Below are 23,959 nucleotides of genomic sequence, written 5' to 3' on the forward strand. Positions count from 1 at the left end.
CAGAGCCAGCCGCCCCGGGTCGGTGTCAAAAGCCGAACCGGTCCCACGGACCGGCGCATGATGCTTACCTGCTACAACGACACGTTCGGCTACGGCTGGAAACACGTCGACCTCTTCACCTTCGACGGCAGCGGTCAGGAGACCAATTGGGTGCATTGGAGCGTTGAACACGACGGCCCACTGCCCGCCGACCTGGTGACCACGAAGGTCGAACCGACTCTGCTCCGAGTCTCAGATTGGCGACACCACGTGAGCGAAGCCGGTATGGACTATTGGGAGGCCGACGCCGAATGGGCGTAGAGGTCGCATCCCCCTGGTCGCTGCGCGATCTGCTCGCAGAGTGTTCGCCAGCGAACGCGGTCGAGAAGGCCGCGAGCCGGATCGATGCCACAGATGCCGATATCTCGGCGTGGGAGTGGAGACCCACCACACTCCCCACGCCGCACACCCCAGGCCCGCTCGCTGGAGTACCGTTCGGGGTCAAAGACATCATCGACCTCGCTGGGGCCCCCACCCGATGCGGGAGCGTCCTCAACCGGGACGCACCACCGGCCGCCGAGGATGCCGCGATCGTGCAGGTATGGAAAGCGCTGGGCGCAGAGCCGATCGGCAAGACGGTGACCACCGAGTACGCATACTTCGGACCGGGCGCCACGCGGAATCCCCGCGCCCCCGACCATACGCCTGGCGGATCCTCCAGCGGCTCAGCCGCCGCAGTCGCCGCGGGCCATGTCCCCTTTGCGATCGGCACCCAGACGGCGGGCTCCGTGACGCGTCCTGCGTCATTCTGCGGGGTGGCCGCCCTGGTGCTCACCCGCGACAGCTTCCCGATGAGCGGCGTGGCGGGACTGAGCGACTCTCTCGACACCCACGGCGTGTTCGCGGCAACGGTCGATGATGTCGCCGCTGCATACGACGCGCTGGTCTCCTCGACGACCGGGATGCTTCGACGAGCGCCCCGCATCGCGGTCTGGGACCCATCTGGAATCGCATCGGTGGAGGCGTCGATGGTCTCAGCCGTTGCGCGCACTCGCCGGGCTCTGGCATCGGCTGGTGCAGACATCCACGAACTCGATCCGCATGCACCAGCATCCGCGACTCGCGCCCACCCGATCGTCATGGGCTTCGAGGCGGCCAGGGAGCGCTCGGAGTTGCTGCCTCGCATAGAACGACTGAGCCCGCCGCTTGCCGCCCTCCTCACGACTGGCGCTGCGATCGCCAAAGCTGACTACGACACGGCTCGCGGGAGGCTCGCCGACGCCGGCGATGTGATCGCCGAAACTCTCGCCGAGTTCGACGCGATTCTCGCTCCTGCCGCGCTCGGCCCGGCACCGAGCGGTCTCGGCGCCACCGGCGACCCTGTGCTCAGTCGAGCGTGGCAGGGTCTCGGATTGCCGGTAGTGGTCGTCCCCGGAATGCTCGACTCCACCGGGTTGCCCCTTGGTCTCCAGCTGGTCGGGGCTCGAAACGATGAATCCGCACTTCTCGCGACAGCGTGCTGGGTCGAACAGGTACTGCGGGAAGCGACTGCAAGATGACGGCGGACCGCGCTCACCCAGGGATGAGTGCGGTCTCGGTGACGAACGAACGGAATGCATCAGGCGCCAGATCGACGATGAAGACGTTCTCCGTCCGAGTCCGGGTGATGACCCACCGGCCGTTCACATACCGGAAGCCGTTGTACAGACGACTGGAACGCACCTGTCCGCGTCCGTCATCGAAGACCCAGGGCTGAACGTGCAGCCACTGCCCCGTCGCGACATCGCCGTCGACGTGGATCTGCTCCGAGGTGAGATAGTGAACGTTCAGAACGAGCCCGACCTGGTCATGCTCCCAGAATCTACGGAAATGTCCCTCGATGCCAGCATGACCCTCGACTCGTCCGAACTGCCCGCTATACGCACCGCCGACTCCCTCCCAGATCGCATCGGGGGCGTAGAGATCGAGGATCGCTGCGAGGCGGGCATCAAGCGAGTCGATTCCCGGAATAGGGCAGGGGGAATCGCATAGTGCGGCATACCGCGCCTGCAGGCCGCGAATCTCCACCTGAGCCTCTAGTGCTGCAACGCGGGCGGCCAGTCTGGCGTCGGTATTCTCATCGCACATAGAGTCCACCGTTCACGTCCCAGGTCGCGCCGGTGACGAAACCCGCGCCCCTATCCACGAGCAACGCGACGATCCGTCCGATAAACGCGGGGTCCCCGACCTGGCCGACAGGAATGCGCGAGACGAACTCATCGAACCGCTCTGCTCCGACGAGGTCCATGACGGAAGCGGTGGCATGAGGCCCTGGTGCAATCGCATTGACTGTCACGTTCCGTACGGCGAGTTCACGTGCGAACACCTTCGTGATCGCGATCATCGCGCCCTTGGATGCGGCATAGTGTCCACCGGTCGCCGTACCCCCGTTCTGGCCCGCCAGAGAAGCGATGTTGACGATCCGCCCGTACCCGTGATCCGCGAAGTACGCACCGAACATCTGAGTCGCTGAGAACGTGCCGCCGGCGTTGATCTGCATAACCCGATCGAACTCGGCGGAGGTGATCTCCATCAGTGGTCGCGCCTGGGTGATGGCTGCGCAGTTGACGAGAGCTTCGAGATGACCGAACTCGTCGACGGCCTTGGCGAGCACCCAGGCGACGGATGCACGATCCGCCACGTCTACGTGCACTCCGATAGCCCGAGCCCCAGTGACCGCGAGATCCGTAGCGACAGTCTGCGCAGCAACTTCATCGAGGTCGGCTATGACGACGTCGTAGCCGGACGCGTGCAGTTCACGCGCGATGGCCTTTCCGACGCCGCCGGCAGCTCCAGTGATGACGACGACGTCGCTCATGCGGGAAGCTTCACATCCTCGCGCACGGTGAGGGGTCGCCCCATGCGCGCCTCGATCTTGGCGTACTTCCACAGTTTGTAGGTGCCATCACCGACGTCGGTCGTCCTCAGCAGATTGCAGACAGCTCTCACCATCGGCTGATCGGCGACATCGGCCAGAACAAAGGCCGTCCACGGCCATCCTTCGGAAGGGCCGACCTGGTGCGCGTCGTCATCCATGTCGCCGAGCACCTCGACGCCCGGCATCTCACGCATCTCTGTGAGGAAACCGGAGAAGGCCACCCACACTTCGCCGGTACGATCGGAGGGCAGATCGAAGAAATTCTGGTTGATCCCGAGCGCGAAGAGCACTCGAAGTGTTGATGCAGTCATTGTTCTCTCTCTGTCGGTCACGGCTCAACGGAATCCGGGAACGGTCGGAGCCGATCCGAGAAGGACCGATCCGGCCGCATCCAGCATCGACGGCCCAAGGAACGCGTGCTGCTGCGGCACGAAGGCGTCGGCGCCGAGCCTGTGCAACGGGTGGCGGGTGTAGATGGACCCCGTTCCTGTGATGTGCGACACGTCGTTCACTACCTTCGCCGACACACTCGCGAGATTGCTCGAAGCGAGGCGGAGACGGGCGTTCTGCGCATCGCTCACGGGGTCGCCCGCGAGCACGGTCTCCCAGGCACCCTTCGTTACGTCGTAGAACCACGATCGAGCAGACTCCAGGGCTGCCGTGGCACCGGCGAACCCCGTGCGGAAGTACGCGCGATCGCCCAGCTTCGGCGCCCCGGTCACTCCTGTCGCGCCTGACCCTTGACTTTCTGCGAAATCGAGCGCGGCGCGTGCGACGCCCGCACCGACGATGGCGAGCACCTGCGCGGCGTAGGCGATCGCCGGGTACCGGTAGAGCGGTTCATCCACGGTCGACGCACCGCCGCGGATGAACGTCCACTCACGCAGGACCTCGACGTCGCGCACGACGATGTCGAAGGAGCCGGTCCCCCGCATCCCGGATACATCCCACTCCTGAATGATCTCCGCCGACTCGGGACGAAGAAGCGCGGTACGGGGCTTGTTGTCACTCGCGGCATCCCCGGGCAGGCCCACGCCGAGGATGTCTGCGCCCATGCAGCCCGATGCGAACTTCCAGCGGCCGTTGACGAGGAACCCATTGTCGGTGGGCGCCGCGGGCTGGACGGGGAAGAGGCCGCCCGCGAACACCACGTCGGGACCCTCCGCGTAGAGCTCGGCCTGTGTCTCCAACGGCAGGGCAGCAAGGTAAACGAGCGCAGAGCCGAAACTCGCAACCCATCCCGTCGAACCATCGACCCGTGAGATGCGCTCGACGATGTCGAGGAAATCGGCCGGATGCAGCGGGTCTCCTCCGAATCGGGCCGGCGTGGACGCGCGATAGACGCCAGCAGGCTTCAGAGCGTCGATGAAGTCGCGCGAGACATAACGCTGGGTCTGGAACTCCTCCCGACGCTCGCGCAGCTGTTCGAGCACGGGCTCGAGCGCGGCCAATCGATCGGCCTGTGTCATCCGCAGGGCGTCTGCGTGGATCGTCATGTTCACTCCGGTTCCGTGGTGGGATGCAGCCGTCGACGACGGTCAGCAGAGATGAGGCGTACGCGCCGATCAGGCAACGCTGAGGGCATGGAAGTTGCGCTGGAAGTAGGCCAGGCCGCCGCGGTCGTCACGGGATTCGGCCGCATCGACCTCGACGAAGAACACCGAGTGCGAGCCCCGGCTCGTCTCGTCGACGATCGTGCCGGAGACCCGCGCTGCGGCCTCCTTAAGAAGTGGAACACCGTTGTGATCGCGGTCCCATATGGGCAGGGCGAACCTCTCCTCGAACGAGAGACCGGTGCGTCCCGCAAAATGCCACGCGATCTCCTCCTGATCGGAAGCGAGCACGTTGATGGCGACGTGACGATTGTGCTGAAAGACGTCGTGCGTGTAGCTGGACCGATTGACACAGACCAGCAGCGTCGGTGGCGAATCTGTGACGGAGCTCACGGCGCTCACTGTCACACCCGCCTCCCCTCGAGGACCATTCGTCGTTACGATGTTGACGGCGGCCGAAAGGCTGGCCATCGCCGCGCGGAAGCTATGTTGTGCGGGAGTGAGTTCGCTGACCATGGCTCGAAGGTATGCGAGACAAGGGCCTCGGAGACATCGTTACTTACCCGCGAGCATGGTGGGAAAATCCTTAGTCCGCGGACAGATCCTGACGACATCGCACCGTTCTTCATCGTCACGCGTACCTCCCTTAGGGTGGGCTCAAGTATCGCGAACAACGAGATCGACCAGTATCCGACCTCTGGAGGAGAGCCGAATGACACCCGCCGTCCCTATCGCCGGATCCGGCGGATCACGACGGGCGACGTCAGCCGACGTGGCCCGCGCGATCGGTGTGTCCCGGGCGACAGTGAGCTACGTCCTCAACAACAGGACCGATAAAGCGATAAGCGAGCAGACGCGCCAGCGCGTGCTCGCGAAAGCCGCGGAGCTCGGCCATGTTCCCGATGCGTCAGCCCGCGCGTTGCGTAAGGGGCGCAGCACCGTCGTTCTCGGGCTCGTGCCCGGCTTCACTGTCGGAACGATCTTCGACGAGATGCTGGAGCACATGAGCCGCCACGTCGCGGATGCCGGCTACGCGCTTCTGCTGTTCCCCATGCCCGCTGCACCGGATGCAGTGCAGGCGCTGCAAGAGCTGTCCCAGCACCTCCATCCGGCAGTGGTCGCCGTCCTCGGAGGCGCGTTCGACGCGGAGACGATCCGTGATCTGGGGGATGTGGTGAACTCGAGCATCGTCAGTGACGCCGACATCATCGACCACGTGGCCATCGGCCGACTTCAGGGAGAGTATCTGATCGAACGTGGTCACACCCGCATCGCTTTCGCATCGACGGCCTCCGTGCTTCTGCATCCGATCGCAGCTCAGCGGGCAGCCGGTGTCGCGTCAGCATGCGCATCGGCAGGTCTGGCGCACGTCGATGGCGCCACCGTGTCAGACGATGTCGCATCCACCACGGCGCTTATCCACCGCTGGCTGGCAGACGACGTGACCGCCATCGCGTGCTACAACGATGACATCGCCATTCGAGTGATGCTCGCCATGCACGAGCTAGGGCTCACGGATGGCAAGGATCTGTCACTCATCGGCGTCGACAACTCCCCGCTGTCACAACTGGGGATCACGACGGTAGCGGCGGATCCCAGCGAAGTGGGGCGGCTGGTCGCAGACCGTGTGTTGCGAAAGCTGGGTGACCGCGTCGAAATCCCCTTCACGGGGGATGTCATGCAAGTCGTTCCGAGGCGCTCCGCGTGATATGCAGGCGCGCCTCGGATGCGAGTCAGAGGTCCCGCTTAGCGCGAGCCTCGAAATAGACCGCTGAGCTTGTGGGGCTGCCGATCTGCATGCCACCGTCCACGAGCAGATACTCCCCCGTGATCCCCGAAGCGAGGTCGGACGAGAGGAAGAGCATCGCGTTGGCTATCTCCTGCTGGGTGGTCATCCTTCCCAGCGGGATGGATGCTTCCGCCTGTCGGGTGGCATCCGGATTCGCTATGCGCATGGCCGGACCATCGACGATGCCAGGGAGAACTGCATTGACTCGGACCTCGTCGCGCGCGAACTCGAAGGCCGAGTGACGAGTGAGGCCGAGGACGCCGCTCTTGGCCGCCGTGTAGGCGACGCCGCCGTGCGTTGACATCCGGATGGCGGCCAGCGACGCGACGTTCACGATCGCTCCGCCGCCGGCGTCGCGGATCAGCGGGTGGAGAGCTTTGCTCATGTAGAAGCTCGACGAGAGATTGAGACCCAGTGATCTGTCCCACTCCGAGGCCTCAAGCAGCTCGATCGGTTGGCTCCCTCCTGACCCGGTAGACCCACCGGCGACGTTCGCCAAGACGTGGATCGGCCCGATCTCTGAGCGGATCCGTGCGGCAGCAGTTTCAACCGCATCCCAGTCAGTGACATCGATCTCGATCGAGGTCGCGCTCCCTCCTGCGGCACGGATCTCGTCCTGCACTGCCTGCAGATTCGCGCCTGAGCGATCAGTGAGTACCACTGACGCACCGTTCGCGGCGAAGGTCTTGGCGACGACGGAACCAATCCCACCCGCCGCGCCCGTCACAACGGCTGTCTTTCCCGTAAGCAATTGCATAGTCATCGATTCTTCCTCGTGGTGAGGGGCGCGGATCGGAGGTGTCGATCCGCGCCCCAGCTATCGAAAGGGGGGCGTCAGTCTGCGGGTCCACCCTGGTCGTACGCCTGCTGCATGGCGTTCAGCACATCCTCGACGGAGCGCTTGCCCTGGATCGCTTCCTGCATGCCGGACTGCAGTGCGAGCTGAACCTCGGGGTTCGGCCACGTCGCGTCCGGGAACTGGAATGTCCTCTCCTCGTCGAGGTACTTCAGCATCATGTCGTTCACTTGCGTCTGCGACGGGTCCTGTGTGAGGTAACTGGCGGGAAGAAGACCACCCGTCGGCGCGAGGGTGTCCGCATACAGCTGGGTCATCTCGGGCTGAGCAAGGAACGACAGAAACTCCTGAGCGAGCTCGACATTCTTAGCCTTCGCATTGATCGCGAAAGGCTGCGCGGGCGCAACGAGGAGTCGGCTGTCTTCCGGGTCGTCTGATGCGGGAAGCGGGTAGATCGAGAATGTCGCACCCGATCCGCTGGCGTAAGGCAGGTAGGACGAGTAACCGACCATGCCGAGACCCTTACCCGTCGCGAGTGAGTCGAGCACGGCTGTCATGTCGTTGCCCTCGAAGCCGTCGGGGAAGCACTCCCCGTCCACCATCTCCAGGGTGCGGTCCAAGACCTTCACCCAGTTGGAGTCGGGGAAGCGGACTTTGCCGTCTGCCATCTGCGCGTCGAAATCGGGATCGGGTTCGAACACCAGCTCTCCGGACAGGGCGTACGGCGTGGTCTGGTTCTCATGCAGCGACACTGGACCCTGGGCGTAGGCATACGTACCCAGAGCACGCGCGTCCGCGCAGAATGTCAGAACGTCGTCCCACGTCTCAGGCACGGACAGACCCGATGCGGTGAGCGCCTCGTCGTTGAAGACCTGGCCGAGCGACTGCAGCACGGGCGCGAAGCCGTAGAGCTCGTTCTCATAGGTCATCGTCGCGGTGATCGACTCGGGCAGTTCCAGCCCTTCGATCTCGATGGGCGCCAGATACCCGCGAGCAGCCAGGATCTGTGTGGCCGTCGTCGTTCCCGACCCAGCTTCGGTGCGGAACAGGTCCGGCGCGGTGCCCGCGGCGAGCCGTGTGGGAACCTGGGTCTTGATCACCTGTCCGTCAAGGTACTCCACGGTGACCTTGACGTCGGGATTGACTGCCTTGAACTCCTTGATGACGAGGTCGAGAGCCTCCTTGCCACCAGATTCCCACATGATGGTGAGTTCCTGCGGGGCGTCAGCGCCTGCGTCGCCTCCGCCCGTGCCGCCAGCACACCCGGCGGTCATCAGAGCCGCTGTGACGATCACGGCGGCTGCCGGCAGAGCTCGCTTCCTTGCATTGCTGTGCATTATGACTCCTTATATTCGATGGGTCGCCCTGACAGGACGGCGTAGGGACGATTGGTGGTGCTGTCAGCCTTTGAGGCCCGACGCATACCCTCGGAAAACGGCCTTCTGCATGACCAGGAAGGCGGCGAGAACAGGGATGGCGGCGATGATCATCCCGGAGAAGATCAGTTCCCAACGGGACCCGAACTCTCCGGTGAACTGGTAGATCGCCAGCGGGAGCGTCTTCACGTCAGAACCGCTTAGGTACAGCAACGGAGCATAGAAGTCATTCCAGATGTTGACGGCGTTGAGGACAACGACCGTTCCGGTGATGGGTTTCACCATCGGCAGCACCACCTTCATGAATATCTGTCCGCGATGTGCACCGTCGAGTTGCGCGGCTTCGTCATATTCCACCGGCACGCTTCGGATGAACTCCGTGTACAGGAAGAGAGAGAACGGCGCTTGGAGTCCGGCGTAGAGCAGCACCAGCGAGATCGGATTGCCGAGCAGGCCCAGGTCGCGGAACGTGACGTACAGCGGAATGAGCGCAAGCTGGAACGGAAGCAGGAATCCCACCATGAAGGCGTAATAGACGAGCTTGGACCAGGTGGCGGTGATACGAGCGAGTGGGTACGCCGCTGCTGAAGTCAGAAAGACGACGAGCGTGATCGATGACGCAGTGATCAAGAAGCTCGCGATCATCGCCCCGGGGAGACCGGCCTCATTCCAGGCGATTACGAAATTCTCAAGAGTGGGGCTCTGCGGTGGGAGCAGCCGATTGTCGAAATCGCCAGCCGGCCTGATGGCACCCATCACCATGATGTAGACGGGGAAGAGAATCACGAGGGCGATGAGACCCAGCGCGCCCTCGACGACTCCCTCGCGCCATGTGTGCCTACGACGCATCGCTTGCTCCTCTTCTTGCTACTGCCTGCTGAAGCAGAGCGGCGACGACTGCGAGCACCGAGAGCGCGACTGCAAAGGCCGCACCGTATGCGAAGTTCCCGATAAGGAAGGTCACCTGGTACTGAGCGGTCGACAGCGTCGCCGTCGATGAGCCCGGGCCGCCCTGGGTGGTCACCCAGACCTGGTCGAAGATCTTCAGACCGGCGATGATGGTGAGCATCGAAACGATCACTAGGGCAGGACGAAGCTGCGGAAGGATGACGAACCAGAAGCGTTGAACGGGTCCCGCGCCATCGAGCTGTGCCGCTTCCAGTAGCTCCGTAGGCACGTTCTGGAGTCCGGCGAGGTAGATCACCATCGCGATGCCGGTGAACTGCCAGATGACGATCACTGCGATCGCGCCGAGTGCGGTGTCGCTGTTCCCCAGCCACGACGTGGCCAACCCGTCGAGACCGACTGCACGCAGAAACTCGTTGAGCGGGCCGTCCGGGAGGTAGATGTACTTCCAGAGGTTCGCGACGATCACGGGTGTGACCACCACCGGTGCGAAGAAGATCACACGCAGCAAGGTCTTCGCCTTGATCTTGGAGTTCAGTCCGAGTGCGAACAGGATTCCGAGGACATTCATGACGATCGTCGTGATGACGGTGAGCACCAGCGTATGCCACAGGGCATCACGAGCGAGTTGGTCTGTGAGCATCCGTTCGAAGTTCGCCCAGCCGACCCACTCCCAGTCCGGGCCACCGTTCCAATCGGTGAAGGCGTACGCGATACCCATGACGCTCGGGATCAGGATGATCGCAAAGACGAAAGCACCGGCAGGGATGAGGAACGGGAGCGCCCACGCGTTGCCATAATGCCGGCGGCTCCTAGACTTTCGCTGGGTCATATGCTTCCTCCTCTCGTTGTCACGAGGCTCATTGTCGCGAGGCTCGATCAGGTGCTTAATCGTGTCACCACGGAGTTCGCGTGGCTTGTGCTCCAGCGACATTCACTTGCCTGGATTCGACACCGTCGCAGCATCCCGCTGTTCACGGTCACGGAGGACGGCTTCAAGGTGGGTTCGTGCGTTCTCGGCGAACCACAGAACGTCGCCTCCGTAGTGCTCGACGACAATGACGCCGTCGAAACCTGCTTCGGCGAGAAGGCCGAGGCCGAGTCGGTAGTCGATGGTTCCCTCGGCCAGACCGGAAGGAGTGCTGACGGCACGTCCGTTCTCCAGCTCGATGCGATGACAATTCTTGACATGCCAGTACTCGACGTGAGGCGCCACGTTCTGGAGGGTCGTCTTCCAGCTCTCCTGCAACGGCCAGGGAGCCCGAACCATGTTCGCCAGATCCGGGTTGATGCCGACGTTACTGCGCCCGGCCAGGTCGCGTACCCGCACGCAACTCGCGCCAGTGTCGAGCACAGAGCTCTCCGCCATCTCCAGATGCACGGACTGACCATGCCTCGCTGCAACGTCAGCCACCTCGGCGACAACGCCGGCAGCGGCCTCCAGAGCTGCATCCGAATGCTCGGGTGCGGACCCCTGAGTGAGCCAGGGCGGTCGCGCACCACCGGCGATGCCCCCAGGAGGTGCCCCATGCAAGCCGACGCTGACCAACGAGACGCCCAGGGACGCAGCATTGTCGAACGCGCGCGAGACCCGCTCCCTGAACGCCTGCGCATCTGCGGCTCGCGATGCCGGCGTCAACCCGATAACCGATGCTCCGGCGATCTGCAGGCCGGCGTCACGCACAAGTGCCCCCATTCGTGCGACGTCCGCTTCACTCAACTCCGACATCGCCAGGAAGATGTCCGAAAGATCGATCCAGTCGAACCCCATGCGCTTCATGCGGTCGAACGTGGCGGGGGCGAGGATCGCCGGCAGTCCGGCCGCCGTCAACACGCCGGTGGAAACTGCGATGCGGATGCTCACTGCTCTGGTCTTCTAACTGTCGGGTAGCGCAGCGGCATGCCTGCCACGCCCGGGTCCACGGCCAGGAGCTTGTGGCCGGCGAAGTTCGTGATCGCCAGAGACGTGAGCCCAGGGCCGAAGTGGGAGATGTTCGTCGGCATCCGCAAGGTCGTCCCCACTGTGTCGTCGAGGAGCGTCGTCACGTCTCCACTCGCGGAATCGGCGCGGAGGATCTTGAACGGGTAGTAGCAGGAGACGAGAAGACCGCCGTCTGCTTCGGCCGCGATGCCGTCGGGCGTCACACCTTCCAGACGGGCGACCGGACGCACCTTCCCATCGATGAGCTCGCTCACACCGTGGCCGAAGCTGTCGACGTAGTAGATCTGGCCCTTCGGGCCGATGCACAGCCCGTTGGGGAAGGGCAGGTTCTCCGGCGACATGACCTCCGCGTCGCCGCCCCCGGGCGGAATGCGAACGATTCGACCACCGGGATTGTCGGGGTCTTCCTCACCCGAGTCCGTCAGCCACAGCCATCCGTCATCGTCGAAAGCGACATAGTTGGGAATCGTGTACTCACTTCCACCAGCCGATCGCGAGTAGACCACGTTCGGTTCACCGCGGCGAACCCGCACGACCAGACGGTTGATCACGTCGCAGAGGTACACCGTTCCCTCAGCATCGACCGCGAGGCCGAGCACCACTCCATCGACCTGACCGATCTGCTCGACGACCCCTGTTTCGGGGGCGATGGCGTACACCTGGCCATGCCAACCCCCAGCGAACAGAGTGCCGTCAGGGCCTGTCGTGACACTTTCAGAATGGTCGAGACCTTGCGCGATCTCGCGCACCTGACTAATCGCAAGCACGGATGTGCTCCTTTCATGCTGACCGAACAGCGTCATCGTGTCACGTGGCCAGCTGTATCGCTTGCGCCACGAAGACACGCCCTTGCGTGTTCGCTTCACCCTGCCGCATGCGGGTAGATCACGCCCTTCGTCAGGATGAGGCAGCTGGCCGGCAACGGTTCAAGCACATGGATGATCGCTGCTGCCTGCATCGCCTCCTCATAGAAGACTTCGCGCGGAGGCGTGCGGAAGCGAGTCCCTTCTCCGGCATGGCAACGCAGCACGCCCAGGCAGTCCTGAAGTGCCGGACTCAGCGCCTCCGGATCCGCCGGATCGACCATGCGGGTGACGGCACCGTCTACAGGCTCATCGAGCGGAAAAACCGAGAGAACAGCGTCCAGGGTCCGACTCATCCGGACCTCACCGAGGCGCACGACCGGACACGTGGCGCGGATGAGGGGGAAGTTCGCATCCGCCAGCAGCAGCCGATCGGTGTGCCCCATGTCGTCGAGCAGATGCAGCAGTTCGCCGCGGAGCAGGGGATCTATCCCACGAAGCATGACGTCTCCTTCAAGATGTGACCTTCGCATCATCGCGTGCACGTGCGCCTCATCGAGAGCTCGCGTCGCGGACTCGCAAGTACACGTCCGCCGGTCACAAGAGGTTCCGTCGGGCTATGGCGAGGCTAGGCCGAAGGAAAGATATTGATCGTGAAGGGGAAGTCCGTGAAAGAATTCAAGGTTGCGCTCATCGGCGGAGGTGGCTTCATGGGCCACACGCACAGCATGGCCCTCTCGCTCGCTCCGCTGATCGCGGACGCCGGCTTCACCGTGACGAAGCAGACGCTCGTCGACGCGACGGATGAGGTCGCCTCCGCGGCAGCGGCCAAGCTGGGATGGAACTCGAGTTCCACCGACTGGCGATCCGTCATCGCGGATCCAGACATCGACGCGATTGACATCGTGACGCCGCCCCCGCTACACGAAGAGATCGCTGTCGCCGCGCTCGCCGCGGGAAAGCACGTGTTCTGCGAGAAGCCGCTGGCCAACGACCTGGCGTCAGCGCAGCGCATGGCCGCCGCCGCTGCCTCGTCCGCCGGCGTCTCGACTCAGGTGGGCTTCAACTACCGCCATATCTCGGCGGTCCAGCACATCAAGGCCCTCGTGGAGCGTGGCGACCTCGGTGACGTGCTGCAGTTCCGCGGCACCTACCTCCAGGATCCGTTGTTCTTCTTCGACTCGTTCGGATGGCGCGGCTCGAAGAAGACGGGCGGCTCGGGCGCAGTCGGCGACATCGGCTCCCACGTCCTTGACCTCGCCGAGTACATCTGCGGGCCGATCGTCCGAGTGAGCGCGTCGACCCGCTCTCTGACCCGTCGCGTCGACGCTCGACGAACGTGGGCCGACGCCGATGAGGTGCGCGAAGACGAGCGCCTCGACGACAGCGGCGTGTGGGTGGCCGAGTTCGCTTCTGGTGCGATGGGCACGTTCGCGGTGAGCTTCGTTTCGTATGGGCGCAAGAACCGTCTCACCTTCGAGATCGACGGTGAACGAGGATCAGTCGACTTCGACTGGAACCGCCCCGGTGAATTCCAGTTGGGCCTGGAAAGCGATGCTCCTGACGCGTCGGGGATGAAGTCCGTCATCGTGAGTGGCGCTCACCCCGATGTCTGGTATCCCGTCGCCGGTCTCGCTCAAGGCTATCTGGACGCCTCCGCAGCGCAGTTCGCCCACTTCTTCGGTGCGATCGCTGCAGGGACTCCGACCGCGCCGGACTTCGCCGTCGCCGCGCACACCCAGGCCATCGTCGCAGCGGTGACGCTGTCGGCAGAGCGCGGCGGATGGGTGGACGTCGGAGAGGTCAGCGCATCATGACCGAGGCGAACATCCGACTCGGCACCGACCTGATCACGTTCTACGACGCGGAGTTGTGGGGCCTGCCTGCCAACACCTCGTATGAGGAGCTCATGGCGGCGGTTGCCGCCGAACCGAAGCGCTATATCGAGGGCATGCTCGATCTGAGCGTCGAGGCGGGTCTCGACGGCATCGAGCTCGCTCCCCCACCTGTCGGCTGGGAAACTGCGATCGAGGTGTACGGCGGCCCAGACGGTCTACGTGCAGCGCTCGCAGACCGGGGGCTGCAGCTCGCGTCGAGTTACCACGTCGGTGGCGCGCTGATCGCGAATGCGCTGGAGGATCCGTCCACGATCGGTGCCGCCAAGGCGGAGCTGATCCGTCATGCGGAGCTGCTTTCGGCGCTCGGATGCCGCACCATGGTCTCCGGGACCGTGCCCCGCGCACCTTTCTCAGACGGTTCATTCACCGCGGACGTACCGACGGATGTCTTCGGACGCATCGCGGAACTCGTCGACACGTTCGGTGAGACGGTGGGTCGGTACGGTGTGACCCTCGCGCTGCACACCGATGCGTACTCCGTGTGCTCTCGAGTGGATGACGTCTCGCGGATGATGGATCTCACCTCACCCGATCACGTCGGCCTGTGCATCGACGCCGGGCATTGCACACTGGACTCGAGCGATCCGGTGGAGATTCTCCGCCGTCACGTCACCCGCACCCCGGTCATGCACTGGAAGGACTGCGCCGCCCCGCTCGACGGCGCCACGCTGACCGGGCCGTTCTTCGATCGCCACGCCGAGATGCTCACCTACTTCAGGGTCCTCGGGAGCGGAATCGTCGACTGGCCCGCATGGCAGGAGATTCTGCGCGAGGCAGACTGGCAGGGCTGGGCCCATGCGGAGGTGGACCTGTCCCCCGATCCGCTCGGCGACATCCGATCGGGTATCGACTACTTCCGATGCACTCTGGCCCCGATTCATGAGTGAGTCATTGACGGTGCGTGGGAGCGCGGAAGGCTCATTCGCCCCGATCGCTGATGTCCTGGGGCGGAGCGCCGCCGGCGTCGGCCTGATTCATGGCGGCGCCGCGCTGTCGGTTCGCCACCATGGCAAGCCGGTGGTGGATCTCGTGCTCGGGGACTACGACTCCTCACGGCGCCAGGTGCTTTTCTCCGTCACGAAGATCGTCACCGCCATGTCGGTTTTCGCAGCCAGGGATGCCGGGATAGTCGATCTCGACCAGCCGATGTCCGAACGGTGGTCGTCCATGGATCACCCTGGCGCCCGTGAAGTCACTCTCCGTCACGTTCTGTCTCACCGTTCGGGGATCAACGGCGTCGACGGGACCTTCTCCGCTTCATCGTTCGCGCAGGGCGACGACGTGCTCGCCGCCGCCGCACAGACGCCCCGGTGGCGTCCGGGAACCCGCCACGGCTATCACACAGTGACTTTCGGCTCACTGATCCGCGGATACCTTGAACACGTCGGTGACGCTGCGTTCAGCGATCTGTTCAACTCTCTCGTCAGCCCGGTCGCGGGCGATCGGCTGAGCATCGCGGGGACCGCCACCGGGTTCGACGACGTCCAGTCGATACTCTTCTCACCGCCGCGTGATATCCGGACCCCCGCGGATCAGTCGCCGGCCTTCGCTCGGGATGCGCTCATCGAGAGCCTTCTCGCGGACGTCTCGGTGTTCAACTCGATCCCGTTCCTGTCGGCGACCATCCCCGGGCTGAACGCCGTGGGAACCGCGCCAGCTCTGGCAGATCTCTTGGCGTCCGCAGGCCGCGGGCAGATCATCTCGGACAAGTCGCTTGAGGAGATGGTGAGCCTGGAGTCTCACGGCACTGATGCGACGCTCGGCGTGCCTAGCGCCTTCGGCGCAGGCGTTCAGCGCCCATTCCCACGCTTCCCGATGACCTCTGCGAACGCATGGGGACATGAGGGCGCTGGCGGATGCGCGGCCTTCTACGACCCGGATCGGGACCTCGCGGTGGGTTTCACCACGAACGCGTTTCCGCCCTACACCGGACACAGCCCGATGCTCTCAGCCGTTCTGCCAAGCATCATTCTCGCGGCCGACAGCGACATCTGACGCCCGTCTCCGTGGCGAGGAGCCCCGATCCGATCCCAGGGCTCCTCATCCGGCTTTCATGTCCTGGTCTCACCGGCTACGGACTCCGTTCACGCGGTGACTCTACTGCGCTCCATCGTGGAGAACTGGTCGCGCAGTGCTCGGGGCGACAGACCGAAGCGAGCCTTGAACATGTGGCTGAAGTGTGAGGGATCAGGCAGGCCCCATCGGGCACCAATGCGGCTCACCGCGAGGCTGAGCATCCGCTCGTCGATCAGCTCTGCATAACACCGATCCAGTCGGTCCTCGCGAATGCAGGCGGAGACTGTTGTGCCGTGCTCTCTGAAGGCGCGGGCAAGAGTCCTGGTGGATACGTTGAGTGCGCCAGCGACTCGATCTTGGCCGAGGCTGGTGTCGCCCAGATTGAGTTCCATATAGGCGCGAGCCTCGTCGAAGAGCGATACGCCCGCCCGGCTGCCGGAGAGAACGAAATGCTCGGCGATCGTCAACGCGAGCAAGCCCGAGATGTGGGATGCGGCGCGCTCGGAGATGCCAGACCCGGCACCGTCCGACACGAGACCTCGCAGCACGTGACCGACCAGGCCGGGCATAGCACCGCCCACCGCGGGGACCAACACATCGCTGCCCGCCATACGGCTGAGCTCGCTTCCGGCGCAGTCACGGGTCATCCGCAACACGATCATTCGGGACCCCTTGGGCACGAGCGCTGAAGCCCAACGTCCCGACCTGCTCACGTGAAGCTCGCGTTCGCTCAGCCGGACCGGCCCCGAATCCGAGACGAGCTCGATCTGGCCCCGGTCCGCGAAGACGAACATCACCTGAGGCGTCGAGTCAGGACCGGTCAGCGGCCAGAGACCCTCGGTGTGCACACGCGCAATGACATGCGCGTTCTCGCCGGCCCGAACTCGCAGGCTGTCTTTCTGGTGCATGGCCTCGCCCTTCATCGACGTCCTCGTCTGGAGTAGACGTTACTCGTGTAACTCATTTTGTCAAGACACGTGTAACCATCGTGTTTCAGAGTCATTGCCGATCGTTAAGTTTCGGTTCCTTGCTCGACGCCGGGCACGCCGACCGTCGACCGTTGTTGCGCCGACGCGCCACGCGCTTGTGCGCAGCTGACGTTGCCCCCTGCACGCCTGTGGGCGGCGACGCCCACGTCGTACGCTCGATCCAACGCACCGCATCGGCGCGACGTCGGAAGGGTGAGCAGTGGCTAACCGACACTCGGAACGCGCAGTCACTTCCGGCGATGTCGCCAGGGCCTCGGGCGTATCTCGCGCCACCGTCAGCTATGTGCTCAACGATCGCGCCGACAAGCGAGTGAGCGCGACCACTCGGCAGCTCGTGCTGGAGACAGCGAAAACCCTCGGGCATGTGCCGAATCCCAGCGCACGAGCGCTACGCACGGGAAACAGCACGGTCATCCTCGCTCTCGTTCCGAGCTTCAGCGTCGGTGCCGTTTTCGAGGAGATGCTCGAGCACCTGGGAGCGCTCGTCTCCAGACGGGGATACGCATTGCTGCTTCATCGGCTGAGGTCTGAGAGCGACACCGCGGCCGCCCTCCGCGAGTTATGGTCCCACGTGAACCCGACCGCCATCGCGGTGCTCGGCGGAGGACACCCCCCGGCTCTCCTGACAGCATTGGAGAAGATCTCCATCGCACGGGTGACGACGGATATACGCGTCGTCGACCACCGGCAGATCGGCCAGCTGCAGGCGCGCTATCTCCTGGAGGCCGGCCATCGACGGCTCGCTTTCGTGGCACCCAACTCTGAGGATCTGGCCCCGATCGCCCGTCAGCGCTTCGAGGGAGTGCTTGCCGCATGCGCCGAACACGGTGCGCCTACTCCGAAGTACCGCTCAGTGGGCCCCGATATCGCCCACTCAACCCGAGCGGTCAACAGCCTGGTCGCAACGCAGACCCCCGTGACGGCCTTCTGCTGTTACAACGACGAGGTCGCTGTCCGAGTGCTGCTCGGCACACGGGAACTCGGGCTACGCGAAGGCGAGGACCTGTCGATCATCGGTGTCGACAACACCTCATCGGCATTGTTCGACGTGTCAACCGTCACCATCGACACTTTGACGATCGCGCAGATGCTCGCCTCAGACCTGCTGGACCAGCGATCCGTCGGCGCCGATCAGGTCGGTGACCGATCCTTCGCCACCGTCATCTCGAGAGGTTCCGGCTGACCCGCCGATCATCGTGAGCCATCGCACTGTCACCGTTCGAGGACGATCGCGAGGCCCTGCCCGACCCCGATGCACAGCGCAGCAACGGCGACGCGGCCACCACTGCGACGGAGTTCGTGTGCCGCGTGACCGATGATCCGCCCACCGGACGCTCCCAGCGGGTGACCGACAGCGATCGCACCACCGTGGACATTCACCTTTGCTGGGTCCAGATCGGGCCAACCCTGCAGGCATGCGAGCGACTGCGACGCGAACGCCTCGTTCAATTCCACCAGATCGACGTCGGACCACGTGCGGCCAGCACGGGCCAGCGCCCGGTTCGCGGCCTCGACTGGCGCAACTCCGAACACGTCCGGGTCGTTCCCAGCCACGCCCCGGCCTGTGATGCGAGCGAGGGGCTCGAGGCCAGCCACCCCCTCAGCCCCGAGCAGAACAGCAGAGGCTCCGTCGTTGATCGGCGAGGAGTTGCCGGCTGTCACCGATCCTCCATCCGCGAACAACGCGCGCAGATCCCCGAGTCGCCTGAGGCTCGTGTCATCGCGAACACCCTCGTCTCGAGCGATCTCGCTACCGGGGACCTGTGCGATCTCGGCGTCATACGCACCCACTGCCCACGCCTCCCCCGCCAGTCGATGGCTACGCAGTGCGAACTGATCCTGCGCCTCACGTGAGATCCCATGCAGAGCTGCCAGTCTCTCGGCGGACTCGCCGTTCGAGATCACCCACTCGCGGGGGAGCCTCGGGTTGGTCATGCGCCAACCGATCGCGGTGTTCCACATCATCTGATTTCCGACGGCGGGGAAAGCCTTCGGGGATTTCTCCACTACATAAGGAGCGCGACTCATCGACTCGACGCCCCCGGCCAGGATGAGTTCGGCATCACCTGCTTCAATCGCCCGCGACCCCTGGATGACCGCTTCCATCGACGACCCGCACAGCCTGTTGACCGTCACCCCCGGCACCGACGTGGGAAAGCCGGCCAACAGCGCTCCGAATCGAGCGACATTGCGATTGTCCTCCCCCGCTTGATTGGCGTCCCCGAAGATGACGTCGTCAATCCTCGACGGATCCACATCGGTCCGCTGCACGATCGCGCGCATGACGACGGCGGCCAGATCATCGGGGCGCACGGACGCGAAAGCGCCCCCGACGCGGCCGAACGGCGTACGAGCGGCGTCATAGATGTAGCTGCCTGACATATCAGAGGTCTCCCCTGGTTGATGTTGCGTCCGTGCCGTCCGTCAGCTCAAGGCCCGTGAGCGCACGCAGCGACGTGATGGTGCTCTCTCCGAATGTCTCACGCACGATGAATCGGCCTCGTCCAACCTCGAAGATCGCCCGGTCGGTATAGACCCGCGTGACACAGCGCGCTCCCGTGAGCGGGTAGGAACACTGCTCGACGAGTTTGGAAGAGCCGTCCTTCGCGAGCAGGTCGGTCATCACGTAGACGTTCTTCGCGCCGATCGCGAGGTCCATCGCCCCACCGACCGCGGGGATCGCGCCGGGAGCTCCGGTCGACCAGTTCGCCAGATCGCCGTGTTGCGATACTTGGAACGCTCCGAGCACGCACACGTCGAGGTGCCCACCACGCATCATGGCGAAGGAATCAGCGTGGTGGAAGTAGGCGCCCCCCGGTACGGCGGTCACAGGCTGCTTTCCCGCATTGATGAGATCGGGGTCTATCCGGGTCGCCGCCGGGGCAGGCCCCATCCCCAGCATGCCGTTCTCGGTGTGGAGGATGATCTCGAGGTCCGGAGGCAGGAAGTTCGCGATGAGTGTAGGTGCGCCGATGCCGAGGTTGACGAAGGCGCCTTCTGGAATGTCGGCGGCGATACGGGCGGCCAGCGCGTCGCGCGAGAGTCGCGCGCCGGCCTTGTCGCTCATCGGCCGACCTCCGCAAACCCGTCAGAGAATGCGAGCGGGCGGCCCTCTATGTCTACGCCGCCGATGAACTCTCCGCCCCGGAGCCAGCCCCGCTCTCCGACGGCTACGACGCGCTGGACGAAGATCCCGGGCGTCACGACCGTCTCCGCGTCCAACCGCCCCAGCGGAACGATCTCATCGACCTGCACGATCGTCGTCTCGGCAGCGGTAGCCATCACCGGACCGAAATTGCGCGCGGTCGAACGGTAGACCACATTGCCCCACCGATCTGCTCGGAAGCCCGCCACCAACGCATAGTCAGCGCGGATCGGATGCTCCAACACGTAGGTTCGGCCGTCGATCACACGTTCTTCTTTACCGTCGGCGAGTCGCGTTCCCACACCGGTCGGCGTGAAGAACGCACCGATTCCCGCGCCGCCGGCCCGGATACGCTCCGCGAGATTCCCTTGCGGCACGAGCTCGAGCTCGACCTTGCCCGCGCGATACAACTTGTCGAAAACCCAGGAGTCGGACTGCCGGGGGAAGGAGCACACGATCTTGCGGACCCGCCCCTTGTCCAGCAACGCGGCGAGCCCCTTCTCGCCGTTGCCGGCATTGTTGTTCACGACGGTGAGCTCAGTCGCTCCCTGCTCAATCAATGCGTCGATCAGCTCCACCGGCTGTCCCGCGCGACCGAATCCGCCGATCATGATCGTCGCCCCGTTCGGGATATCTGCCACGGCCGCCGCGGTGTCGGTCAGCGTCTTGTCAATCATTCGTGGGCCTTTCGTCGCCCCGGGCGATCGTAGGCACCATCGACAGCCATCAAGAAGCTTCCGATCTCCTGGGCAGTCGCTGTCGGATCCTCTACCGGAGGGAGGTGTCCGGCACCCAGGAGACACACCACTCGCCCGTCCGCGAGACCCTCGTTCAGCTCATCAGCAGTGTTCTGGGGAGCGATCTGGTCGTGTTCTCCCCAAAGGATCAGTACCGGGCAGGCGATCTCGTGAAGCCTGTCTCGCACGTCGTAGGCAGCTAGCGCTTCGCAGCACAGACTGTAGCTCTCCCGATCAACGACGCCCAGCTCGCTGAGTAGCCGCCGCGGAAGTGAGAGTTCGCGAGCCAGCGTGTGTGGCGCGAACCATCTCTCCGCCGAAGGCTCACGCATCGCAGCCGTCGAGTTCGCCCGCACGAACGCCGCTCGACTATGCCACGCGTCCGGCCGCCCCAGCTTCGCGCCAGACGCGACGACGGCGAGGGCGTTGACGAAACCCGACTGCTCGAGCGCCAGTTGCACACCGACTGCGCCTCCGAGCGACACTCCGGCGTAGTAAACGGACGCTGCCCCGCGCTCGCGCAACCCCGCCGCGACGCTCCGGGCCAGATCAGCGATCGAGAACGCTACCTCAGCGGCAGCGGATCCACCGTGGCCGGGGAGATCCCAGGCGATCACGTGATAGCGATCGCTCAGCAAGGGGGTCACGCCCTCCCACACGGAACTACTCGTTCCCAACGACGGCCCGAGGACGAGCCACGGTGCGTTCTCGGGACCGACCGGCTCGGAGAAACAGAGTTCGGGGTCAGTCATCGACGTACCTCCTTCTTGAGGAACGATGGCCGAGCGAATGTCCGCCCGGCCACTTCGAACTCATACGGGGTCGAGCTCGAAGTCGTAGGTGGCCACGTAGCCGTCCTCGCTCGCGCGGGGCCGGGGGTCGAGGAGCAACTCCGGCTTGACCGCGCCGGCGATGTCATCGTCGTTGTGAGGGTCGCCGGGGAAGTAGAGCTGCGTGGTCAGAAGCTCGTAGCCTTCGTGAGAGACCTTCAGGTGCAGGTGCGCCGGCCGCCACGCGTGCCAGCCGGCCGCGGCAATCAGTTGCCCGCAGGCACCATCGGTGGGAATCTGGTACGGCGCCGGCTGGATCGTGTGGACTTCGAAGCGGCCGTCATCTCCGGCAAGAAACGTACCGCGCAGATTCCACTCGGCGATCCCAGGAGCGAACTGCGAGTAGAAGCCATCGCTGTCGGCGTGCCACATCTCGATCTTCGCCCCGGGAAGGGGTGTTCCGTCGATGCCGCGCACCTGCCCCTGGAAGACAAGGGGACGACCTGACTCGTCTGCGCGCATCGGAATCTCTCCGTTCCATGGGCCCTCGGGCGCGCCCGGCACATAGTACGGGCCCTCGATCGTCCCTTTACTCCCCGAACGGTGTTCGTTCGCGACCTGCTCGATGGAATGCTCGAGGAACACGTCGAGGAAGAGCGGCCACTCCCCGTCTTCTCCGACGCGGATCAACCACGTCTTCAGGGCGTTGTACTCGTCGTATGTCACGCGCTCGTCGATCACGACGGCGTTGATTGCCTGGATGGCTCGCGAAGCGAGGCGGCTGACTCGCACGGAGTCCGTTTCGCTGCCTGCGCTCTCGCGCTGGCGGAACCTATCGGTCGCATTCTTCCCCGACTCTGCGGCGCGAGCGACGAACTCGTCGATGTCGTTGGTAGTGCTCATGGTCAACTCCTTTGTTGGTGGTGATCTTCAGGGAAAGTCATCAAGGCGCGCGGAGCCTGGACGGATGCTCTACAAGAGGCGTGACACGAATCTTCATGTAGGGGTAGAGCGGCAGCGAGCTCAAGACGTCGTGTAGTTCGTCGTTTCCCTGAACATCGAAGATCGAGATATTCGCGTACTCGCCGACGATGCGCCAGAGCTCGCGCCAACGACCATCCCGTTGAAGTCCCAGCGCGTAGGTGCGCTCGGCCTCTTTCAATGCGTCCGCCGCCTGCGGGTCTATATCGTGGGGGAAATCGACATCCATCCGCACGTGAAACAGCATCATTTCGCCTTGCCGTCGAGACGGAAGTGCGCGAGCTTTGCCTCGTCGATTCGCACACCGGTTCCGGCGCCAGAGGGCACCGCGATTCGGCCATCGCAGATCTGCAGACTTTCTGCTATCAGGTCATCTCCCATATTCAGGAAGTTGGACACCTCGGCTGCGCGGCGAGAAGAGTGCATGAAGGCAGCGCCGAAGACCACCGTGGCCGCACTGCCGATTTGAGAATCGATCTGATTGCCCATAAGCACTTCGACGCCGAGCCCCTCGGCAAGCGACAGCACCTTCTGAGAAAGAGTGAACCCGGTGCGCGCGGTCTTGATACTCAGGGCAGTGGCACCACCCGTGGTCAATTCACGAGCCGCATCTCCGAGGGTCGACGCGCTCTCATCCGCGACGATAGGCAGAGCGGATTGTGCCACCAGCCTTCGTCGACCGAGGATCTCTGCCGCGTCGCACGGCTCTTCGAAGAAGGTGAGGCCGAGATCACGTGTCTCACGAAGAACCTGGGCGGCTTCGACAGCAGTCCAACCGCGGTTCGCGTCCAGGTAGAGCTCGGTATCCGGTCCGAGTGCATCACGAAGATCGCGGCACGCGCCGATGTCCAGATGCAGAGGCCGACGCCCTACCTTCACCTTGAACACATCGATCCCGAATCGATCCCTGTACTCGACAGCCTCCGCCACCATCTCAGCCCCCGAGGCGAAGCCGACCATGTGCGAAACGCGAAGCGAGTCGGTGAACCCGCCTAGCAGCCGATGCACGGAGAGACCGAGCGCCTTACCGATGATGTCCCACAGCGCAATATCGATTCCGCCCTTGGCCGCGACATTCCCGACCGTGCGATGAAGCGCTATATGTATCCTGCTGCGGTCCAATGCGGACGCGCCTCTGAGAGCTGGAGCGAAGACGTCGTTGATGATCGTGACCACGGAGGCCTGCGTCTCGCCGTAGGTGTAGGGACGTGGCGGGATGTCAGCCACGCCGACCACCCCGTCGGCCGTGGTCAGACGAAGCAGAACGTGCTCCAACTCGTCTACCTGTCCGCTGGCGAAATGCAGAGGCTTGCGCATGGGGATCCGGTAGGGAATCGCTTCGATGCGATCGATGATCATGAC

General features: G+C 64.2%; 27 protein-coding genes. 7 read left to right on the forward strand and 20 right to left on the reverse strand.

The genetic code is table 11. The annotated features are described in order from the left end of the window. Positions 1 to 57: 57 nt before the first annotated feature. Complete coding sequence (locus QRN21_RS00120; RefSeq protein ID WP_285362809.1) at positions 58 to 300, forward strand: hypothetical protein; 243 nt, start codon at positions 58 to 60, stop codon at positions 298 to 300. Beyond that, positions 291 to 1,538, forward strand: a complete 1,248-nt coding sequence (locus tag QRN21_RS00125; RefSeq protein WP_285362810.1) for an amidase family protein — start codon at positions 291 to 293, stop codon at positions 1,536 to 1,538. Before QRN21_RS00120 ends, QRN21_RS00125 begins: the two co-directional genes overlap by 10 nt. A 13-nt stretch (positions 1,539 to 1,551) precedes the next feature. Here QRN21_RS00125 and QRN21_RS00130 read toward each other — a convergent pair whose 3' ends face one another. From QRN21_RS00130 to QRN21_RS00150, 5 genes are all read right to left on the reverse strand, one after another. Further along, positions 1,552 to 2,106, reverse strand: a complete 555-nt coding sequence (locus tag QRN21_RS00130) for a nuclear transport factor 2 family protein (protein WP_285362811.1) — start codon at positions 2,104 to 2,106, stop codon at positions 1,552 to 1,554. Beyond that, entirely contained in the window at positions 2,096 to 2,836 is a 741-nt protein-coding gene (locus tag QRN21_RS00135; protein ID WP_285362812.1) for an SDR family NAD(P)-dependent oxidoreductase, read from the reverse strand. The genes QRN21_RS00130 and QRN21_RS00135 overlap by 11 nt, the downstream gene beginning before the upstream one ends. Beyond that, positions 2,833 to 3,186 (reverse strand): hypothetical protein, encoded by a 354-nt coding sequence (locus QRN21_RS00140; protein WP_285362814.1) that lies wholly within the window; start codon positions 3,184 to 3,186, stop codon positions 2,833 to 2,835. Before QRN21_RS00140 ends, QRN21_RS00135 begins: the two co-directional genes overlap by 4 nt. A gap of 45 nt (positions 3,187 to 3,231) precedes the next feature. Beyond that, entirely contained in the window at positions 3,232 to 4,392 is a 1,161-nt protein-coding gene (locus QRN21_RS00145; protein WP_285362816.1) for an acyl-CoA dehydrogenase family protein, read from the reverse strand. A gap of 69 nt (positions 4,393 to 4,461) precedes the next feature. Continuing rightward, positions 4,462 to 4,965: a flavin reductase gene (locus QRN21_RS00150; RefSeq protein WP_285362817.1), complete on the reverse strand. Its 504-nt coding sequence runs from the start codon at positions 4,963 to 4,965 to the stop codon at positions 4,462 to 4,464. Positions 4,966 to 5,161: 196 nt separating this feature from the next. On the opposite strand from QRN21_RS00150, the gene QRN21_RS00155 reads away from it, so the two are divergent. Continuing rightward, positions 5,162 to 6,157, forward strand: a complete 996-nt coding sequence (locus QRN21_RS00155) for a LacI family DNA-binding transcriptional regulator (protein WP_285363167.1) — start codon at positions 5,162 to 5,164, stop codon at positions 6,155 to 6,157. 25 nt (positions 6,158 to 6,182) lie between these two features. On the opposite strand, the gene QRN21_RS00160 is transcribed toward QRN21_RS00155, so the two are convergent. The 7 genes from QRN21_RS00160 to QRN21_RS00190 form a co-directional block, all read right to left on the reverse strand. Then, the gene (locus QRN21_RS00160) at positions 6,183 to 7,001 is read right to left on the reverse strand and encodes an SDR family NAD(P)-dependent oxidoreductase (protein ID WP_350223939.1); all 819 of its coding nucleotides are present in this window, start codon (positions 6,999 to 7,001) and stop codon (positions 6,183 to 6,185) included. Positions 7,002 to 7,072: 71 nt separating this feature from the next. Next, a complete protein-coding gene (locus QRN21_RS00165; protein ID WP_285362818.1) occupies positions 7,073 to 8,371 on the reverse strand; it encodes an ABC transporter substrate-binding protein in 1,299 nt (432 codons plus the stop codon). A gap of 63 nt (positions 8,372 to 8,434) precedes the next feature. Then, positions 8,435 to 9,259, reverse strand: a complete 825-nt coding sequence (locus tag QRN21_RS00170) for a carbohydrate ABC transporter permease (RefSeq protein ID WP_285362819.1) — start codon at positions 9,257 to 9,259, stop codon at positions 8,435 to 8,437. Further along, complete coding sequence (locus QRN21_RS00175; protein ID WP_285362820.1) at positions 9,249 to 10,148, reverse strand: carbohydrate ABC transporter permease; 900 nt, start codon at positions 10,146 to 10,148, stop codon at positions 9,249 to 9,251. The genes QRN21_RS00170 and QRN21_RS00175 overlap by 11 nt, the downstream gene beginning before the upstream one ends. 102 nt (positions 10,149 to 10,250) lie before the next feature. Then, on the reverse strand, positions 10,251 to 11,180 hold the full coding sequence (locus tag QRN21_RS00180; RefSeq protein WP_285362821.1) for a sugar phosphate isomerase/epimerase family protein: 930 nt from the start codon (positions 11,178 to 11,180) through the stop codon (positions 10,251 to 10,253). Next, positions 11,177 to 11,917 carry an SMP-30/gluconolactonase/LRE family protein gene (locus QRN21_RS00185; RefSeq protein WP_285362822.1) on the reverse strand — a complete coding sequence of 247 codons (741 nt, stop codon included), beginning with the start codon at positions 11,915 to 11,917 and terminating at the stop codon, positions 11,177 to 11,179. The genes QRN21_RS00180 and QRN21_RS00185 overlap by 4 nt, the downstream gene beginning before the upstream one ends. 203 nt (positions 11,918 to 12,120) lie before the next feature. Next, a complete protein-coding gene (locus QRN21_RS00190) occupies positions 12,121 to 12,597 on the reverse strand; it encodes an RbsD/FucU domain-containing protein (RefSeq protein WP_285363169.1) in 477 nt (158 codons plus the stop codon). A gap of 132 nt (positions 12,598 to 12,729) precedes the next feature. Between QRN21_RS00190 and QRN21_RS00195 the strand changes: the two genes are divergently transcribed. Genes QRN21_RS00195 through QRN21_RS00205 form a run of 3 tightly spaced genes read left to right on the forward strand, consistent with a single transcriptional unit; the run spans position 12,730 to position 15,954 of the window. After that, the gene (locus tag QRN21_RS00195) at positions 12,730 to 13,878 is read left to right on the forward strand and encodes a Gfo/Idh/MocA family protein (protein ID WP_285362823.1); all 1,149 of its coding nucleotides are present in this window, start codon (positions 12,730 to 12,732) and stop codon (positions 13,876 to 13,878) included. Beyond that, the gene (locus tag QRN21_RS00200) at positions 13,875 to 14,846 is read left to right on the forward strand and encodes a sugar phosphate isomerase/epimerase family protein (RefSeq protein ID WP_285362824.1); all 972 of its coding nucleotides are present in this window, start codon (positions 13,875 to 13,877) and stop codon (positions 14,844 to 14,846) included. Before QRN21_RS00195 ends, QRN21_RS00200 begins: the two co-directional genes overlap by 4 nt. After that, complete coding sequence (locus QRN21_RS00205; protein ID WP_285362825.1) at positions 14,839 to 15,954, forward strand: serine hydrolase domain-containing protein; 1,116 nt, start codon at positions 14,839 to 14,841, stop codon at positions 15,952 to 15,954. Before QRN21_RS00200 ends, QRN21_RS00205 begins: the two co-directional genes overlap by 8 nt. A gap of 89 nt (positions 15,955 to 16,043) precedes the next feature. Here QRN21_RS00205 and QRN21_RS00210 read toward each other — a convergent pair whose 3' ends face one another. Continuing rightward, positions 16,044 to 16,898 carry a helix-turn-helix transcriptional regulator gene (locus QRN21_RS00210; RefSeq protein ID WP_285362826.1) on the reverse strand — a complete coding sequence of 285 codons (855 nt, stop codon included), beginning with the start codon at positions 16,896 to 16,898 and terminating at the stop codon, positions 16,044 to 16,046. A gap of 265 nt (positions 16,899 to 17,163) precedes the next feature. Between QRN21_RS00210 and QRN21_RS00215 the strand changes: the two genes are divergently transcribed. Continuing rightward, a complete protein-coding gene (locus QRN21_RS00215; protein WP_285362827.1) occupies positions 17,164 to 18,147 on the forward strand; it encodes a LacI family DNA-binding transcriptional regulator in 984 nt (327 codons plus the stop codon). A 29-nt stretch (positions 18,148 to 18,176) separates the two neighbouring features. On the opposite strand, the gene QRN21_RS00220 is transcribed toward QRN21_RS00215, so the two are convergent. The 7 genes from QRN21_RS00220 to QRN21_RS00250 are packed head-to-tail and all read right to left on the reverse strand — an operon-like array spanning position 18,177 to position 23,956. Beyond that, on the reverse strand, positions 18,177 to 19,346 hold the full coding sequence (locus tag QRN21_RS00220) for a thiolase family protein (RefSeq protein WP_285362828.1): 1,170 nt from the start codon (positions 19,344 to 19,346) through the stop codon (positions 18,177 to 18,179). A gap of 1 nt (position 19,347) precedes the next feature. Continuing rightward, the gene (locus QRN21_RS00225) at positions 19,348 to 20,031 is read right to left on the reverse strand and encodes a 3-oxoacid CoA-transferase subunit B (protein ID WP_285362829.1); all 684 of its coding nucleotides are present in this window, start codon (positions 20,029 to 20,031) and stop codon (positions 19,348 to 19,350) included. Then, positions 20,028 to 20,786: a 3-oxoacid CoA-transferase subunit A gene (locus QRN21_RS00230; protein WP_285362830.1), complete on the reverse strand. Its 759-nt coding sequence runs from the start codon at positions 20,784 to 20,786 to the stop codon at positions 20,028 to 20,030. Before QRN21_RS00230 ends, QRN21_RS00225 begins: the two co-directional genes overlap by 4 nt. Continuing rightward, entirely contained in the window at positions 20,783 to 21,598 is an 816-nt protein-coding gene (locus QRN21_RS00235) for an alpha/beta fold hydrolase (RefSeq protein ID WP_285362831.1), read from the reverse strand. The genes QRN21_RS00230 and QRN21_RS00235 overlap by 4 nt, the downstream gene beginning before the upstream one ends. A gap of 60 nt (positions 21,599 to 21,658) precedes the next feature. Beyond that, positions 21,659 to 22,519, reverse strand: a complete 861-nt coding sequence (gene catA / locus QRN21_RS00240) for a catechol 1,2-dioxygenase (protein ID WP_285362832.1) — start codon at positions 22,517 to 22,519, stop codon at positions 21,659 to 21,661. A 40-nt stretch (positions 22,520 to 22,559) separates the two neighbouring features. After that, positions 22,560 to 22,847: a muconolactone Delta-isomerase gene (gene catC, locus QRN21_RS00245; protein WP_502883077.1), complete on the reverse strand. Its 288-nt coding sequence runs from the start codon at positions 22,845 to 22,847 to the stop codon at positions 22,560 to 22,562. Next, positions 22,844 to 23,956 carry a mandelate racemase/muconate lactonizing enzyme family protein gene (locus tag QRN21_RS00250; protein WP_285362833.1) on the reverse strand — a complete coding sequence of 371 codons (1,113 nt, stop codon included), beginning with the start codon at positions 23,954 to 23,956 and terminating at the stop codon, positions 22,844 to 22,846. Before QRN21_RS00250 ends, catC begins: the two co-directional genes overlap by 4 nt. Positions 23,957 to 23,959 lie beyond the last annotated feature (3 nt).

It is taken from the genome of Microbacterium sp. LMC-P-041, from assembly GCF_030209555.1.
GTDB lineage: Bacteria > Actinomycetota > Actinomycetes > Actinomycetales > Microbacteriaceae > Microbacterium.